The 18,131-nt window shown below is 45.4% G+C and carries 16 protein-coding genes; 14 read left to right on the plus strand and 2 right to left on the minus strand.

Going from position 1 to position 18,131, the window contains the following annotated elements; all coding sequences use genetic code 11:
* Positions 1-12: 12 nt before the first annotated feature.
* The 11 genes from BK127_RS29235 to BK127_RS29285 all read left to right on the plus strand — a co-directional run bounded on the left by BK127_RS29235 (position 13) and on the right by BK127_RS29285 (position 10,912).
* The gene (locus BK127_RS29235) at positions 13-687 is read left to right on the plus strand and encodes a response regulator transcription factor (RefSeq protein ID WP_076235647.1); all 675 of its coding nucleotides are present in this window, start codon (positions 13-15) and stop codon (positions 685-687) included.
* Complete coding sequence (locus BK127_RS29240) at positions 684-2,036, plus strand: HAMP domain-containing sensor histidine kinase (protein ID WP_076235648.1); 1,353 nt, start codon at positions 684-686, stop codon at positions 2,034-2,036. The genes BK127_RS29235 and BK127_RS29240 overlap by 4 nt, the downstream gene beginning before the upstream one ends.
* Positions 2,037-2,332: 296 nt before the next feature.
* Positions 2,333-2,734 (plus strand): iron chaperone, encoded by a 402-nt coding sequence (locus BK127_RS29245; protein ID WP_076235649.1) that lies wholly within the window; start codon positions 2,333-2,335, stop codon positions 2,732-2,734.
* 2 nt (positions 2,735-2,736) lie between these two features.
* On the plus strand, positions 2,737-3,468 hold the full coding sequence (locus tag BK127_RS29250; protein ID WP_076235650.1) for an NAD-dependent protein deacylase: 732 nt from the start codon (positions 2,737-2,739) through the stop codon (positions 3,466-3,468).
* Positions 3,469-3,681: 213 nt separating this feature from the next.
* Positions 3,682-4,026 carry a DUF3221 domain-containing protein gene (locus tag BK127_RS29255; protein WP_076235651.1) on the plus strand — a complete coding sequence of 115 codons (345 nt, stop codon included), beginning with the start codon at positions 3,682-3,684 and terminating at the stop codon, positions 4,024-4,026.
* A 107-nt stretch (positions 4,027-4,133) separates the two neighbouring features.
* Positions 4,134-5,552: an ABC transporter substrate-binding protein gene (locus tag BK127_RS29260; protein ID WP_076235652.1), complete on the plus strand. Its 1,419-nt coding sequence runs from the start codon at positions 4,134-4,136 to the stop codon at positions 5,550-5,552.
* 64 nt (positions 5,553-5,616) lie between these two features.
* Positions 5,617-6,339: a response regulator transcription factor gene (locus BK127_RS29265; protein ID WP_256711501.1), complete on the plus strand. Its 723-nt coding sequence runs from the start codon at positions 5,617-5,619 to the stop codon at positions 6,337-6,339.
* Positions 6,329-7,807: a HAMP domain-containing sensor histidine kinase gene (locus BK127_RS29270; protein WP_076235654.1), complete on the plus strand. Its 1,479-nt coding sequence runs from the start codon at positions 6,329-6,331 to the stop codon at positions 7,805-7,807. Before BK127_RS29265 ends, BK127_RS29270 begins: the two co-directional genes overlap by 11 nt.
* Positions 7,804-8,877 carry a LolA family protein gene (locus BK127_RS29275; RefSeq protein WP_076235655.1) on the plus strand — a complete coding sequence of 358 codons (1,074 nt, stop codon included), beginning with the start codon at positions 7,804-7,806 and terminating at the stop codon, positions 8,875-8,877. The genes BK127_RS29270 and BK127_RS29275 overlap by 4 nt, the downstream gene beginning before the upstream one ends.
* A 54-nt stretch (positions 8,878-8,931) precedes the next feature.
* A complete protein-coding gene (locus BK127_RS29280; protein ID WP_076235656.1) occupies positions 8,932-9,411 on the plus strand; it encodes a PH domain-containing protein in 480 nt (159 codons plus the stop codon).
* On the plus strand, positions 9,398-10,912 hold the full coding sequence (locus BK127_RS29285; protein WP_083689686.1) for a PH domain-containing protein: 1,515 nt from the start codon (positions 9,398-9,400) through the stop codon (positions 10,910-10,912). Before BK127_RS29280 ends, BK127_RS29285 begins: the two co-directional genes overlap by 14 nt.
* Positions 10,913-11,016: 104 nt before the next feature.
* Here BK127_RS29285 and BK127_RS29290 read toward each other — a convergent pair whose 3' ends face one another.
* Positions 11,017-12,033: an NAD-dependent epimerase/dehydratase family protein gene (locus BK127_RS29290; RefSeq protein WP_076235658.1), complete on the minus strand. Its 1,017-nt coding sequence runs from the start codon at positions 12,031-12,033 to the stop codon at positions 11,017-11,019.
* Between the two features lie 385 nt (positions 12,034-12,418).
* On the opposite strand from BK127_RS29290, the gene BK127_RS29295 reads away from it, so the two are divergent.
* The 3 genes from BK127_RS29295 (at position 12,419) to BK127_RS29305 (ending at position 17,084) form a co-directional block, all read left to right on the plus strand.
* Positions 12,419-13,915 carry a L,D-transpeptidase gene (locus BK127_RS29295; protein WP_076235659.1) on the plus strand — a complete coding sequence of 499 codons (1,497 nt, stop codon included), beginning with the start codon at positions 12,419-12,421 and terminating at the stop codon, positions 13,913-13,915.
* A gap of 201 nt (positions 13,916-14,116) precedes the next feature.
* Entirely contained in the window at positions 14,117-15,397 is a 1,281-nt protein-coding gene (locus BK127_RS29300; RefSeq protein ID WP_076235660.1) for a DEAD/DEAH box helicase, read from the plus strand.
* Positions 15,398-15,605: 208 nt separating this feature from the next.
* Positions 15,606-17,084: an oligosaccharide flippase family protein gene (locus BK127_RS29305; RefSeq protein ID WP_076235661.1), complete on the plus strand. Its 1,479-nt coding sequence runs from the start codon at positions 15,606-15,608 to the stop codon at positions 17,082-17,084.
* A 61-nt stretch (positions 17,085-17,145) separates the two neighbouring features.
* Here BK127_RS29305 and BK127_RS29310 read toward each other — a convergent pair whose 3' ends face one another.
* Positions 17,146-17,844 (minus strand): DUF4386 domain-containing protein, encoded by a 699-nt coding sequence (locus BK127_RS29310; protein WP_076235662.1) that lies wholly within the window; start codon positions 17,842-17,844, stop codon positions 17,146-17,148.
* Positions 17,845-18,131: the final 287 nt, after the last annotated feature.

Genomic DNA, 18,131 nt, shown 5'->3' on the forward strand with positions numbered 1-18,131 from the left:
GTAGGTATGCTCATGGCCAAAATCCTTATCGCAGATGACGATGCTCATATTCGCGAGCTGATCACCTTATTTTTGCGGAACGAAGGCTTCGAGATCGTGGAGGCAAGAGACGGTGCAGAAGCACTGTCGATTGTGGAAAATGTTCGAGTCGATCTGGTTATTCTCGATATTATGATGCCCCAATTAGACGGTTGGGAATTGTGCAGAGAGATCAGACGGATCGATTCGAATATCCCTCTATTAATGGTCACGGTCAAAGGAGAGTCAGCACAAAAGGTGAAGGGTTTTCAGCTTGGAACGGACGATTACTTAACGAAGCCGTTTGATCCATTGGAGCTCGTGATGAGAGTAAAAGCGCTGCTGAAGCGCTATATGATTGTCTCTTCGCAAACGATACAGCTGGGTGGCATTGTACTGAATCGCCGCAGCTTTCAAGTGATTAGGGGAGAGGAGACGCTAAATCTGCCGTTAAAGGAGTTCGAGCTGCTGTTCAAGCTGGCAAATCATCCCGGGCAAATCTTTACCCGTGAACAATTGATCGCGCATATCTGGGGGATGAATTACGAAGGTGATGACCGAACTGTCGATGTTCACATTAAGCGGCTAAGGGAAAGATTTGCTGACGATACGCACCATTTTCAAATTGAAACGGCTCGTAGTCTGGGATACCGGTTAGTGATTACATGATCAAAACCTTATACGTCCGTATTGTTTGCACGTTTCTGGCCGTCATTATTCTCAGCTTGCTATCCGCATTCTTTATTGGATTCTTTTTGTTCAAGAAGGAAATCAATCATATTGGACAGAACGACATGATTGCAGTAGGCGAGGAAATTATCCGTCTCTATGAACAAACAAAGCCCGACGATCGGGATACGTTCATCAAGCGCATGGTAAACGTCTCTGCCTATCCGGTTCACATTTATGATGCTTCGGGTAACGTAACGATCTATGGCTTAAACAATACGAGTAACGTCCAAATCGCGCCGGAAGCCGTTCAGCAGGTGCTGCGGGGACAATATTACCGTTCTCCTGGCGAAGTGGAACAAACCTTCATCGGTATACCCTTTCCATTTGAAGGGGCGCCACATGCGATGTTTATGCAGTTTTCCTCGCAAAACGAAAATATTATTAATCGGATGGTCCTGCTCGTATTGCTGCTCGCCTTGTTGATTGGAAGCTTATGTATCCTGATTGCGGCCAGATATTTGGTAAAGCCGATCCAGGCATTGACACAAGCGACCAAACGACTTGCGAAGGGCGATTTTAACGTGGAAATCAAAACGAAACGAATGGACGAAATGGGAGCCTTGACGCAAAGCTTTAATGAAATGGCGAGCGAGCTGAAGCAGCTGGAGCTGATGAGGCAGGATTTTGTTTCGAACGTTTCTCACGAAATTCAAACCCCGCTAACGTCTATTTCCGGTTTTGCTATGGCGATGAAAAACAGCAGCTTGGTAGCGGAAAGCGACCGGTTTTATTACCTGGATATCATTATCGCGGAGAGCGGACGATTATCCAGACTTAGCGATAATTTGCTGAAGCTTGCTTCCCTGGATTCGGAGCATCATCCATTCGAGGCGTCTACGTATAATCTCGACGAGCAAATCAGACAAATCGTCGTTACTTGCGAACCTCAGTGGTCGGCGAAGGGCATTCGTATCGATTTGGAATTAGCTGCTGCTGTCAAAATAACGGCTGATCGGGACCAGCTTAACCAAGTGTGGATGAATGTACTCGGCAACAGCATCAAGTTTACACCCGCAGGTGGGCATATCGAAATACGCGTTACGCATTCAGTGAATGAAATTTGCTTCGTGATAACCGATTCAGGGATTGGAATAGCACCGGAGCAGCTTGATTATGTATTTGAGCGGTTTTACAAAACGGACCTATCGCGGAACCGCGACATCGGGGGTAATGGTCTCGGGCTTGCCATCGCTAAGAAAATCGTGGATCTTCATCACGGAAGCATCGAAATGAAAAGTCAGGTCGGCCAAGGTACAACAGTGGTTGTTCAATTGCCTATTCGATAACGGTAACGTGTAGGACCAAAGTTTTTTATCTCTTGATGGAACGAATCGAACTTGTGGCAGGGGTCATCTATTCCTCATAGGAGACATGCACGGAGCAGTGTACATGGACTGTTAGAAAAGCCATAGTTAACATTGAGACAGCACCAGATTGTGCCTGAGTAAGGGCGCGATGGGTGCTTTTTGTTTTATAGAGAGCTTGAATATGGATCCAGAAGCAGGAAGTTATCGGGTATGGTCGAAAGTAAATAATGAGATATTAAGACGGCTACCTATAAGGGCTTATGAAAGGAGAAATTATGGAAGGAACCCATAATACTTCGGATTCAATTGATGCATACATATCAAAATTCCCTCCAGAGGTTCAGGAAATTCTTAATACGTTAAGAAAGGTTATACAAGAGTCGGCGCCAGAAGCCAAGGAAAAGATAAGTTATCAAATGCCTACATTTGATCTGCATGGAAATTTGGTGCATTTTGCTGCTTACAAAAATCATATAGGATTTTATCCAGCTCCAAGTGGGGTTGATGCGTTCAAGCATGAATTATCACCATACAAATGGGCAAAAGGGTCTATACAATTTCCTTTAGACAAGCCGCTCCCTTACGAATTAGTAAGTCGGATAGTTAAATTCAGAGCTGACGAAAATATGAAACAAGTAACAAACACCAGCATCCGTATCAGAGGAAAGAGGTCTTAGGCATGAACTTTAATGAAATCAAGAAAATCGTGGGTGAGAGCAGCAACATCGTTTTTTTCGGAGGTGCTGGTACCTCAACCGAGAGTGGAATTCCCGATTTCCGCTCTGCTGATGGATTATATAATGAAGGAACGGACGAGAAGTATACGCCGGAAGAAATGTTGAGCCGTGATTTTTTCTTGGAGCGTACGGAGATGTTTTATCATTTTTATAAATCCAAAATGCTTTATCCAGATGCAAGGCCTAACCCGGCTCACGAAGCATTGGTGAAGCTTGAGCAGAGAGGGCAGCTGAAGGCTATCATTACACAGAATATCGATGGTCTCCATCAGCTTGCTGGAAGTATGAATGTACTTGAGCTGCATGGATCTGTTCACAGGAATCGCTGTATGGGTTGCCATGCGGTATATCCTTTGGCGTCGATCGTTGGATCACGTGGACCTGTACCTTTATGTGAGCGGTGTGGTGAACTGGTTAAGCCGGATGTCGTTTTATATCAAGAGAGCTTGGACATGGAACTGTTGGAACGCGCGGCCCAATATATACAACAAGCAGATGTATTGATCGTCGCAGGTACTTCTCTTACCGTTCAGCCAGCAGCGGGGTTAATTCGGTTATATGAAGGGAACCACTTCCTGTTAATTAATAAAAGTGCCACGCCAATGGACAGATTAGCCAACTATATCATTTCGGATAGCATTGCCAAGGTGCTGAGTGCGCTGACAGCCGACTGAAACAGAGCTAGGGGATACCACATAGGTTATTCATCAGGGTTATTCTGCAGGGCGTTGAAGAAGCGACTTTGTGGGGTGACCCTTTTTTATGATAAGAAGTTGGAGTCAAGCTATGTTTAGATGGTCATGGTATTATTTTACTATTTTGCAACCATATTGAGCTTGTTGTCGTTAAGTAGTTGTGACGATTAGCAAAAAGGTAAAGGTGTACCGATGAAATATGTGATGCTTGTAGCGACTATATTCCTTTGTATGACAGGCTGCTCAACGAATAATCCAAATGACGGGAATCCTAAGGTTTGGGACTATAGGGAAGGCTACGTAATTGCAAAAGAATATCATAAATATTTAGTAGTGCGAAATACAAATAGCGCTGAAATCAAAAATAAAACCGTATCGCAGCTATTAAAGGAAGCTCAGCCGGATGCGATATGGATTACGGTACATACGGATAACGATTCCATACATATTGGTGACAAAGTAAGTATTTCTATTGATGGCGGTATTGATCAATCCTATCCTGCTCAAGCTTCAGCTAAAGATTTTAAAAAATTATGAAAAATTATAAAATATTTCTTAAATCTGAAAAAAGCCAAATAAGCAAAGCTATACTTTTCATACAGTGGTGCAAACTCCACCAGATCAGATAGTGAGGAGTAACAAATGTGAAAAGATGGTTAGTTGGCTTGTTGCTGATTGTGGTTATGCTTGTGGGTACAGTAGGGTGCGAATTATCGGTTAGCAGCAAGGAGAAGGGAAGTACAACCGGATTCAAAGCGCTGGGCAAGGATGCGAAGGCAAAAATCAAAGTGTTGTTTTATAATGAGCAGGCCTTTGCCATGCTGTATGGCAATACCTTTAACGCCAAGTACCCCAATATCGAGGTAGAGGTTATACCTATGACCTCATTGATGCTGCCAGGCAAGGATAAGAATAAAGAACTGGTCAAGCTGCTGGAGGAAACCTCACCGGATGTCATGTTCTTGAGTCAGGAGCAGTATGAAAAGCTTTCGGGAGATGGGAAGCTGCTTGAATTGGAAACGATTATTAAAAAAGATAAATTCGATTTGGATAGCATGCTTCCAGCCAGCACTCAATTGTTGAAGACAAAAGGAAATGGCATACTGTACGGTTTGGCATCGGGTTTTAGCGCCAAGGCGCTTTATTATAACAAAGATATTTTTGATCAAAATGGTGTGCCCTATCCTACAGACAGGATGAGTTGGGATGAGGTGCTTCAACTGGCCAAGCGATTCCCGACGAGTGGGGAGGGACCCAATCGCATATATGGATTTCATCAGGGCAGCTTTCAAAGCGGGTACTATGAGCTGTTGAATAATATGGGTCACACGAAAGGTCTGAGCATGGTCGATTCGGAATCTATGACTGTCAAGATCAACAGTGAGCCCTGGAAAAAAATTGTTCAATCAGCTGTGGATGCGTATAGAGCTGGCGTTATCGCCGAGCCCTCCAATCTGGCAGCTAATATGAATGAATTGGACTCCATCTTCACCCAAAATCATTTTATATCGGGTAAGGCTGCTATGACCGTAGATAGCTTCAACATGATTGCTTTGATGTCCGAGGCACAAAAAACTGTCAAGGATCTGAAGCCTGTTAATTGGGCATTGGTCACGGAGCCGATAGACAGAAGCAACCCGGATACGGCCACAAGCTTTGCTTTGAGTCAGATTATGGCGATTAATTCCAAAACCACGGACCCTGCTGCCGCGTGGGAACTGGTCAAATATCTCAACGGTGACGAATACGCCAAAATCATATCGAAATCGACGTTTGAACTTCTGACCCGAACTGCTTACGTGAAGGATAAGGACGGCCGCAGCCTGGAGGCCTTCTATAAGCTGCGGCCGGGTGATAAAAGCTATAACGATTTTAATACTTTGACAGCAATCCCTTTTAGCTTTTATACAGCCTTTGATACTATAGTCAATCAAGAGTTTAAATCGGTGCTGGATCAGAAAAAAACGATAGAGGATGCTTTAAAAGAAATCGAAGACAAAGGACAGCAGGAGATGACGAAGGCGAAGTTCGAGCAGGAAAGCGGCAAGGACAGTAAGCAATAAGCGTAATCCGGGATGCCTGGCGGCTGACAGGTTATGATAGCGAAGGAGAATGGAGAGAGGGCTATTGAAGGAAACAATCAATATTTTACTCGTAGAGGATGAGCCGGAAATCGCCCGCGTAATCCGTGATTACTTGACAACAGAAGGGTGCAGGGTCACCTGGTCCTCTACGGGACTCGAGGGTTGGGAGGATTTCAACCGGGATACGTATCATCTTGTGCTCGTCGATCTGATGCTGCCCGAAATGGATGGGTTTACCTTATGCCGTAACATTCGTTTAGCGAGTGACGTTCCCATGATCATCGTAAGTGCCCATCAAGAAGATCATCATAAAGTTAGCGGCCTGCAGTTGGGTGCGGACGATTATATTACCAAGCCGTTCAGTCTCGTGGAGGTTTCTGCTCGAATTCACTCCCATCTCCGCCGCTATCGCCGATTTCGCAATGAGCTGGCAGATAGCGGCAATCAGATTGATTATCAGTACGGCTTAACAATCGATTCGATGACGCCAAGGATATTTCTGAGTGGGGAAGAGGTTCTGCTGACAGTTAAGGAACTGGCGCTCATCCTGCTATTAGCGAAGCATCCGCATCGGACATTTTCAAAGAAGGAGCTTTACGAGCAAATCTGGCAGCAGACGGATGTGGATGGCAACAATACCGTAACGGTTCATATCAAAAGCCTACGGACCAAGCTGAAGGATACGACGAGGGAGCCTGTGTTTATTCAAACCATGTGGGGAAGCGGCTATCGGTTTATAGGGGAGCAGCGTTGCGATGAAGCTTAAATATTGGTTAATGCTTGTGTTCTTGATTGTCATGCTGCTGCCTGTTGCAGCCCTGTACGCCTTCTATGTATGGTTAAGTCAGTATGACCAAAGACAGGATATTTTGGAGTATATCGAATTTTCCAATACAATCAGCGGGATTGAATCCAGGCTGCAGAGCCCTTCATATTACGAAATTCAGTCCAAAGAGCCATATGGTGCCGTAGAAGAGCTGGCGAGTGATACGGTCAAAATTAGTTTATACCGGTATGATGGTGTAACTTTGTTCACTTCAGGAACGGATTCCTTAGCTGCCTCCCTGCCTCGCATCAATAGAGACAACCTGTATGCGCATTTGTATGAATTGCAAAAAAGCTATTATACATATTCAATCAAAAAACCAGTTTTTAACGGATCGAAACTGCTCGGTTTTTACGAAATCAAGCTGGCCCGGCAGCAGTGGCTTCAAGGGGTGCAGCACAGAACGTTGTGGATTGGATTATGTCTTGTTTTCTTTTTTGTCGTGATGTATGCGTCGGTTATTTATTTTATCCATCGAAAATTCGCGAGGCCGATCCGTTTATTAATGGAACAGATGACTTCGTTTGCCTATGATCGACCCTTTCAGCCCATTCTCCATAAGACTCATGACGAAATTGGCGAATTGATCTCCCATTTTATGCATATGCGGTCACAAATCATGCAATCACAGGAAACGATTAAGAAGGAGCAGCAGGAAAAAGAATACATCGTCGCCTCATTATCACACGATCTGAAAACTCCCTTGACCTTGATCCGTGCCTATACCGAATTAATGCAAGGAAAGCAGCTGCTTCATGAGCAGGAACGGATCGAATACTTCTCCATGCTGTTCGAAAAAATGGATTATATGAAACAACTGCTGGACGATTTAACGATGTATACCGTGCTGCGATCGTCTTATCATGAGATGGAGCGGGTCGACGTGGATGGAGACGAATTATTTGACATGCTGCTCTCCGGCTACGATGAGTTGTGCACACAAAACAGTATTGATCTACATAAGGAAAGCTGCGTTCAAGGGATGTATGCCGTTAATGTTTCGCAAATGGTCAGAATCATCGATAATCTAATGAACAATGCAATTCGCCATACGCTGCCGAACGATACGATTTGGCTTGGAGCTGTATCTGAACCATTCAAGCTGCCGGATTGGGTATTCCCTGTTTTTCAACAGGCGTTAGCGGAGTGGCGTACGGATGGCGTTATCCTGCTGGTTCAGAATGAAGGCGAGGCGATTCCGATCGCTAGTCAGGAAAAAGTGTTTGAGCCATTTTATCAGGTGGATGCATCCCGTACGAAAACGAAAACAGGTCAATCGGGATTGGGACTCAGTATCGCAAAAATCATCATGGATAAGCATAATGGTAAGATTCAGTTATGGTCAGCGCCGGGGTATGGTACCCTTGTTGTATGTTGGTTGCAGAGAAAGAAGGAGGATCAAGCTTGAAGTGGAATTATCTCAGTTTGGGAATCGGGATATCGTTGCTTTTTGTCGTATCGGGTTGTATGGACCATACAGAAGCTACGCCTGCAGATATCGTTTCCAAAGTTTTGGAATCGCAGAAAAAAATCGACTCCTACTACGCTGAAGGAACGATGCTGGTGAAGCAGAAAGATATGGAGACCGAGGCGTCTGTGTATAAAGAGTGGTATGATGCAGACAGCAAAAAGAAACGGGTGGACATCAGAAGCAGCGGACAAGAGACTGTCACGTCTGTTAATGATGGCAAGCAAGTCATTGTCTACGATCGGACGAAAGATAGCGCATTTTCGATGAATATTACCAATGATATGGGAATCACTTCAATGACGCAGCGGGAGCAATTGATGAGTATGTTGAGAGCCATGCAATCGACGCATAAATCTGAGGTTGTCGGGGAAGAGAGCATACTCGGCATGAACACATATCATATGAAGGTGTCTGCCGATTCAGCTAATACGATGCTAGGCGACATGGAATTTTGGGTCGACCAGAAAACATGGTTTATCTTGAAATCAATCGCGTCCAGTGGTGATTTTGCCATTGAGTCCACCTATACGAAAGTGGATTTTTCTCCGAAATATACAGATGCAACCTTTAGGCTGGAAATTCCTAAGCATGTCATTATTCAATCGCTTCAGGATAGTAATCCGATCCAGGAAGTAACGCTTGAAGAAGGGGGACGTGCTCTTGGTCAACCGTTTCGAGTGTTACATGACAACAATGTGACCCTGACAAAAGTAGAAATGCACGAGTTGCAGGGGGAGCTGAAGCGTACGGAAATCACCGCTTATTATGCGCGAAATAACGAGCCTTCTTTTCTGTTAAGTGTTTTCAAAACGCCGAAAGATACAAGTTTGGAACACGATGCCGGAACTATCAACATTCGTGAATCGAGAGGAAAGTATCTTGCCGAAATTCATGCGCTCGTATGGGATGAGGAGGGTTTAAGATATTCCTTGATCGTTCAAAATCCCGATATCCCTCTGGAAGAGGTTGTGGAGCGCGCAAATAGGATGGAGTTAAGCTCCATGTAACCCGAACAGGCTAGTTAGGTTAGCCGTTGTTAATATGAAGGAGGTCTGTTGACGATGGATATACAACCCAGTGAAACGATAGACCGGCGTGCGATCACAGCGTGGCAGTGGGGTGCAGCGATTACCAGCTTATGTATTGCGGCGGTTGGTGCCGTTATTATAATTATTGCCATTAAATATAATTGGCCTGGCTGGGTTACGGTGCTCATAGGGGCTGCCATTATACTGGAAATGTACCTGGATATTATCGTCATCCCGCCGCTCAGATGGAAACGGTGGCGTTATGAAATCAGGGAAGAGGAGATCGATCTGCTGCATGGTGTTGTTTTTGTTACAAGAACGGTGATTCCGATGGTTCGAATCCAGCATGTCGATACACATCAGGGACCGATACTACGCAAATACGGTTTGACAAGCGTAACCTTCTCCACAGCTGCGGGCAAGCATCATATTCCTGCTCTTGCTGACGAAACGGCTGCGCTTGTACGTAACCGAATTGCTGAACTCGCGAGGGTGAATAATGAAGACATCTGAGTCTATTCACAACGGTAAAAGACTGCATCCACTAACAGCACTTCTCTCTTCGATGGGGCTCATAAAAGAAGCGTTGATTCCATTAGTCGTTCTGTTAACGACGTGGTTTTTTCGTGGGGAAGGGACTAGCGGAGCAGGGTACTGGAGAATCATCGTGATCGCAGCGATTGTAGTCTGCATGCTCGGGTTCGGCATCTTGTCCTGGCTTCGTTACCGCTATGAGGTATCCGACGGGCAGCTCAAAGTGGAACAGGGTATTTGGGTGACCAAGCGACAGTTCATTCCGATTGAACGTATTCAGACGATTGATTTGACGGAAGGGTTGCTGCATCGCATATTCCGGGTTACCCGGGTTCAAGTGCAGACTGCTGGAGGCAATAAACCTGAAGTCGTACTCTCCGCGGTAACGCGGAAGGAGGCTCATCATCTGAGGGAGCAGCTGCGTGCACACAAAACCAATGCTCAGGATGAAGGCATTGCTGAGACCGATAGCCTTGAGGCAGGCAAGGTTGGGAATCTGTCGGGGGATTGGACAGGGCCGACGAAGCCAGAAGTGGATGAGCAGAAGCCTATGTACAAGAGCTCTCTGGGCAGCTTGTTTATTGCGGGGATGAGCTCAGGCAGTATGGGACTCGCGATTGCGTTAGTTCTTGCCCTGATGTCCAAAGTGGATGAGATTTTTCCTGACTTGAAGGTGTTTCAAATGGTCGTAGATATGTTTGAATTTGCGGCTATCCCGTTGATCGTCGCGGCTGGTTTGTTGATTGCCTGGGTTCTGGGAGTGTGTCTATCGATTATTAAGTTTACTAATTTTACTATTATTCGCTCGGGGGATGAGCTGGTTATCTCGCGGGGACTGTTGGAGCGAAGGCAGGTCACGCTGCCCCTTGCCCGAATTCAGGCGATTCGTATCGTGGAGGATCTTCTGTGGCAGCCGTTCGGGTTTGCTGCTATTCATGTAGAAAGCGTTGGATACGGTAATGAGAAAGGGGAGACGACCTTGCTGTTCCCGCTGCTGCGGCGCACTGAAATCGAAAGGTTCCTGCAGCGAATGGCACCCAGGTTTGCTGTACAATCGACACTAGCCTTCGAAGCACTGCCACATAAAGCCTGGAGAAGCTATGTCCTGCCCTGGACGGTTATTTTTGCGATAGCGACTGCGGTGACGGTATGGTTTACAAATTGGGGCTGGCTCGGGCCGATACTTTGCTTGGGGTCAGCTCTTCTCGGTTATAGGAGCTTTAAGGATGCAGGAAGTATGCTGACCAACGACATGCTTGTGCTTCGCATGCGTCGGCTTGCGTTAACCACTGTCAGGGTACCGCGTAACCGGATCCAATCATGTCGGATGGAACATGGACCTTTGGAACGGCGTTGGGGGCTGGCGACAATCGGCATCTCCGTTGCTTCCCGACTGGCGGGTGCTCAGTTTGAGCTGTACGGTTTGCCCGTATCGAAGTGCTCTGCCATTATGAAGTGGTACCGCCCGAATCATAAGTGAAGCAGCTACTTGCATCCGCGTCCCACTGTTTATGCTCCAACGAAAAATGACCATCTTATGCGATGGTCATTTTTCGTTATCTTGGAAGTCAGGAAGCTATTGTACTAAACCTGAAAAGCCTCCATCTGCCTGCTCCATTCGAAATAAAGTTCCGTCAATCGATCCTCCAGCAGGTCCTTATCCGCATCTACGGTGTTGGCTTCGCTCTCATACCAATCGAGCATCATACGAAGACCTTCGTTTAACGATATAGTAGCTTCGAAGCCGGGGATATCTGATTTAATAAGAGAATTGTCGAACAGCCCGGAATAGCTTTTCTCGAATACTAGATGGGCAAACAAACCAAGGTTTGCTTTTGCCAAAAGCTCTGAGGGGATATGGACGATTTGCGGCTCGATCCCGATAATGCTGCCGAACTCCACATACAAATCGTTCCAGATGTGTACATTCTCATGGGTGGCATGATAAGCCTTGTTGTAGGTCCGTGTATTTCCAACAGCGCCAACAAAGGCTTTGGCCAAATCAGGGGCAAAGGTAAAAGCCCAAGGCGTTGTTCCATCCCCGAACATCACAAGCGGCTTGCCTTGGCGAATTCGCTGAACAATGTTGTAATTTTGTCTCAGCACACCCAGATTACTGCCACCGATTCCGTAGGTTAACGATGGCCGGATAATCGTGACCGGAAGCTGCTGCTCCCCGGTAATACGCTGCAAATACCGCTCCATTTCTGCCTTTTCGTAAGCATAGGCAAATTCCGGGTTATCGAAAAGCTCCTCGGCATCCTCTTTAATCGGATTGGTCTTGTATGGCCGTTTGTACGCAGCTATGCTGGAGCACATGATAAGTTGTCCGGCACGATGGTTAAAGGTGTTAACCGTTGAACGGGCGTCAGCTTCATTAAAGCTGATCATATCGATCACGACATCGAACGTGCGCTTGCTCATGGATGCCTCAAAGCGCTGGGCATCTGATTTATCACCGGTTATCCATTCCACGTCACCGGCAAATGGCAGCTTTCGGGAGCCCCGATTAAATATAACGACTTCATGACCAGCGAGCAGCAGCTGCGATACAATTTGCCTGCTAATCACACCGGTTCCACCTAATAGAAGAACGTTCAAGACTATCACCTTCTCGTTATGATTATGTTCTCATTCATATTCTTAGTATATCGAAGATCAACGTAATATTTAAGAGCTATCTTCATATTCAGTAAGTTACATGGAAGTGATCTATAGGTTTACAGGGTCATGTCAGATACCTCTATATAAGAAATATTGACTAGTTACAAAATGTATCGTAATATTTTTATATGCCTGATATATTTACGCTATATTTGAGAGGTTTGGCCTATTTTAGGTGAATTCGCAGGAAGGAGGAAAATGTATAGGGAAAATCATGTATTTAATGATACAAAATGTATCAATTACGTGACCAGCCTGGATACTCATTTCTTCTTTTCCAGCGTTTTTTCAAAATTCCGATTCAAAGAAAGGAGGTTTTCACATGAGTCCCATCAAGGGTCGTTTTAAAAATCATTTGGATGAGGAGATGGTGCATCTTCATAAAAATTTGTATATCAACCGCAGTGACCCGATGTATTATGAAAAGGTTATTCGTTATTTGGACCCCCGTTCACCTGAAGCGCATTATAAGCTAGGTCAAAAATTTGAAGCAAAAGGCATCATGGATAAGGCGATTTTTCATTACAAGGAATGCAGGAAGACCTATCCATCACCCTTTTACTTTGCTTCGGCCAGCGCCATACGAGGTTTGGAAGGTAACGGAAAGGGGGCTGAATCGCTTCCGGTTTCTGATTTTCCTATCATCTACAAGAGCAGTTCTACGTCTCCACGTTTGTGGAAAATCATACTATTCATGATTTTGCTGCTGAGTGTGTTTCTATGGGGACTCCTATGGGGAAAAGATTCGATTACCAGAACGGTATCCGCTTTTCAGCTGTGGGGTGTAGGGAAAGAGATTACTTATGAGGTCGTGGACATGCCTTATATTATTTATTTAACAAAGGACAAGCCTCACAAAGAAATCGAGAATGATTTGTACAACAAGGCGTTGGACTTGGCCAAAACCAATCCTGGACAAAATATTTGGCTGTACGGAATCGCGAGCAATGGTCAAAATCCCGATAAGAAACTAGTTCCTTTAACGGATGAGACTCAAAAGGTTAAGGCATTCGTGGTGGCGCAATACAATTCAGCCCAGGATCAAACAGTAAAAATTCGCTTTATCAATACAGATTTTGGAAAGCTTACGCTTGCGGAAGCAGGGGCTAATCTTGTACGTACTGCACTGGAGGCTTATATTTCCGATAACGGCACTCCACCAGACAAGCTGGACAAGCTGGTAGCCGATTACCCGCAAAACTATTTAAGCTTCATCCCCCAGGAAATACAGTCGGGCTCTAATCAAATTGTGGGGAAGTACGACGGTGATGGCGGATGGGTGTTTGATCCGTTGGCCAAGCAGTATAGCGATATGTTTTATCCTAATACTGTGGAGAAACCGAATTCACATCGGGCAAATTTTGAGCGTTACCGGGTAGTGGTGGGGAAAAGCGACCATTCTCTGCAATTGTTAGCTGGCTCAACGCTGCTGATGGAGAAGAAGGTAGGACTGGGGGCAGATGATGCGACACCGGTAGGTAGTTTTTCCGTATTGGACAGGGTGAAGGAGCCACAAGGCAAGCATCCCAACGTGTACGGTAGCTCTGCCCTCGGAATGGGCGCGATCGCCTTGCATGGCACGAACGATCCTGCTTCCATCGGAAGCAATCTCTCACTGGGCTGCATCCGTATGACGAATGCCGATATTGAGGAGCTATATCCGTTTATTCCCAAGGGAACCGTTGTGTTCATCCGTGATAACAATCATACAGGTCTGACAGCCGCTACCGCTCAGTGGAATCCGCAAGTACTCGTTCCCTTGGGCACCAGACTTCCGAATGAATCTGCAAAAAACAAGGTATTCCATTGGTTAGGCTAAAAGAAATACGAGGAAAACCGCCCGATTCTGCCGATAGTTGGTAGCATCGGGTTATTTTGTTTGAAAATCTCGCTTCTTTTGTGCGTATATTTGTGTTATCCTTACGTGTTATGACATAAAGGGACGGTTTGTGGAGACAGTACTAGATATGTTAAAGATACGTGAATACAAATATACAGGGTATACAATTAAGGAGACAACATGACATTTAATGACTTGAATATTACGCCCGCGATTTTAAAAGCTTTAGCCAAGGAGAACTATACGAAGCCTACACCCATACAGGAGCAGGCGATTCCAGCTGTACTGGCTGGCAGAGATTTGCTGGGCTGCGCTCAAACCGGAACCGGGAAGACGGCCGCGTTTGCGGTGCCGATTATCCAGCTGTTAAGTGAGCAGCAGGGCAGACCCAATACACAGCGTCGAGTGCGCTCCCTTATTTTGACACCAACAAGAGAGCTCGCTTTACAGATTTCAGATAACATTGTGGCCTACAGCCAATACACCCAGCTGCGCTGCACGGCTATCGTAGGTGGTGTTTCACAAAAGGCGCAGGAGCGGGCGCTGCATTTGGGTGCGGATATCGTGATCGCCACTCCTGGCAGACTCCTCGATCTCATCAATCAAAAGCATATCGATTTGCAGCATGTCCAAATCTTAGTATTGGATGAAGCCGATCGCATGCTGGATATGGGTTTTATTCATGATGTGAAGAAAATCATCTCCAAAATGCCAGCCAAAAGACAAACGCTTTTCTTCTCGGCCACGATGCCTCCGGAAATATCCAAAATGGTCAAAGACCTGCTGAAAGATCCAGTGAAAGTCGAAATCACGCCGGTTTCTTCTACGGCAGACCGCATACAGCAATCCGTATACTGGGTAGATAAGGAAAACAAACAGTCATTGTTGAGCTACCTTTTGCAGGATAAATCGATTGCTTCAGCACTCGTATTTACCCGGACAAAGCATGGTGCAGATCGGGTTGTGAAAGCACTGACCAAGGTGCATATTACCGCTCAGGCCATTCACGGGGACAAGTCTCAAAATGCCCGTCAAAATGCACTTAGCAATTTCAAAAGTGGCGTCACGCGAGTGCTGGTAGCGACAGATATTGCAGCAAGAGGCATAGATATCGATGAGCTTTCGCATGTAATCAATTTCAACCTGCCTAATATTCCGGAAACCTACGTTCATCGAATTGGCCGTACCGGTAGAGCGGGACTGAGCGGGATCGCCATCTCTTTTTGCGAACATGAAGAAATTCCATATCTCAAGGATATTGAGAAATTAATCGGCAAGACCATTCCTGAAGTGAAGGATCATCCGTATCCGATGCTGAATACAGCCCCTCCCTCCAAGGCTGCACAGCCATCTAAACCGGCAGTCTCTAAACCGGCTAAGCCCAAGACTAGCCCTAAGGCCAATCCGAAGCTCAAGCCCAGGTCCGAGTGGTTCAAAAAAGGAAGTAAACCGAATAGATAAACAACCCATACCTCCAGCAAATCGTGAGTTACAGCGATGCAGGGGGTATTTTTTGTTTTTTTGTACACTTCATGATGAATTCGCAAGATAGTATTTGTTGTAAAACAAGATAGTATTTGTTGTCCATGACGATATCGCATATAATCACAATAATTGTTGTATTGACGTGTTTTTTTCAAATAATCCAGCTTGCCTAAGGTGATGTCACATGCTAAATACTAAAATGCAATTGAATGACAATCAGCGGTTTCTTATACGAAGTGTCTCTATCATCGTGCTGGGTCTTTTTATCAACCAACTGCTGCAGACGGTTGGGAGCATCGTGGTAGCGCGTGTATTAAATGATCCTGGCAAATTTGGTGAAGTGAATTTATTACTGCAGGTTTTCGGGATGGTGAACCTTTTTCTCAATGTGGGGTTTAATTCTTCATTGGTCTATACGTTTTCAACGAACTCGAAGGACGCAATTGAAAATAAGTTTCGGTTGGCCATGCTGGGCAGTGTATTTTTTGGAGTGGTTGTCTGCATCCTGCTTGCAGCCTTGTCGCCGCTACTCGCTCAGACGTATGCACTGCCCTCTTTACAAGGTGCTCTCCTCATAAGCTCGATCATGTTGGTGTTCAATTCGATCATTAATATCGGGGTATCCTCCTTCTCTGGTAATCGCAATTTTGGCACGCAGGCGTTATTTATGGTCATTACAACGACGCTTTCCACTGTGGGTACGGTATTAGGCGTGCTATGGCCTGTAGGTGAGGATGGCTTCCTGTGGGGAGTGTCCATTGGGATGGGTATGGGATCGGTACTGGCTGCGCTGTTCATTTGTTGGAAGGTAGAAAAAGTGCATCATCCGAAATGGTTGGGCCGCGTGTCTATTTCTGAAATCTGGAAGATGATGCAGTATGGCGTTCCGCTGTGGGCTGGAAATATCGCGAAGGCGTTTCAACAGCCTTTTGTGACAATGATTATTGGCTCCAGCTCGGTCATTGCCGTTGGACATATCAGCAACGCTTTTCGCATAACGGGATTTATCGGAATTGTGACGTGGGCGTTCATGATTGTGACCTTTCCGTTTGTCGCGGCGAGCTATCAGGACCCTCTGGAAAGCAAGAGGCGGGGGACCTTATGTATCCGATATAACAACCTGATCTTGTACCCTCTAACGGTTGTGATTTGTTTGTATCCAGATCAGATTAATGAATATTTATTTGGTGAGGGCTATACGAGCGAGGACTCGGCGACATATATCCGTCTGCTGGCGCTAGGGGTGTTCTTCTCGTCTGTTGGCCGATTAGGCGGCAATATCTTAGCGGGAATTGGCAAAACCAAAGCAAATTTCTGGGTGATGATCGTGGCCGGTATTTTTGTGATCACGCTGGTTCCAACTATTGCCGCGAGCCATCCTGTCTTGGCGGTATGGATCTATACGGGCGGCTGGGCTATCTCTGCCATCTGTATGATCTGGTTCTTTTATTTGGAAAATTTCACGCTCAATTGGTGGAAGGCTTACGGAGAGCCTTTGATTCCGAGCCTGTTCATGGGCCTTTTTATGGAAGTCGGTCGGTTTACAGGGGGATGGATGACGAGCTTTGTTGTTGTTGGGATTATTTGTTTGATTGTGCTGACTATGTATGTAGAACTGAGAGTGGGGAAAGGGTTGGGAGCGATGAGGAATGAGGTTATGTGATGTCGCAACCGCAACCTGCACTGTACGCCTTTAAGAGAACAAAATAGCTTCATAAAATAATCTAATTGGATATAGAATCCTGTTCCGTCCGGTTGAATCCTTTAACGATTAGCCATATAGCCAAAACCAATTGTTGAAAGGCTATTGGAATGTTCAACATCATGTAGGTTGCATCCAGACCGATGAAGCGAATCATAAATAATAAGCTTGCCAATATGGACAATGTAGACCCAATAAGACCCGAAACTGACAACCAACGGGGAACTAATTTTGTTTGGTAAAATATGCAGTTAAACAAGAACATAGCCAAAACAAATGCCAGTGTTGTTGCCACATGGTTCACCAAATCACGTCCTTCCCGTAACAATCCACCCAGGGTCTGAAAATACGATACATTCAGAGTTCCAACTTTTGCAAATTCGTGGCTTAATGTCAATAGCAACAGAAGAATGATTACACCAATAATAATGAACACACCCGCAATGATGCCGAAAGCAACAGATCCAAGAGCTAAACCATTATTATGCTTACTTAAAATCGGATACATCCAAATAGGAATACCAACATATGCAACAACCATTAACAACTGGAAAAACGCTCCTATCAGTACCTGATTTCCATTTGTGTAAGCCTTGACAAGGTAGTCTGCTCCATCTATAACAGGAACAACACTAAATATACCTGTAACCAACCCGGATATTAATAACACCCCAGTAATTACTGCAGACCTTCTACCTGAATTTGTGCTCTTCCTCAACACGATTAACCTCCTTATAATACCTACACTTTATAATAAAATAACAGGAAAAGGTAAGATAAAACAGATACTTTAGTATGTATGTTTAGGCCTCTAACTTACTTAAGTATTCATTCACTAAGCAAAAACAGGATCTGTTTTAACGATGTGTTCTTTCTCTGATGAACCGATGCTCCACTGAATCAACAATTCCGCCATTCTGAGGCTCTGGCTGTTTTGGGCTTGTCACGAGGAACTGCCGGGTAGCACTGGAACAGCTGCGTGTCCATCAACCTATTGTTAATCGAACA

This window comes from Paenibacillus sp. FSL H7-0331, from assembly GCF_001956045.1.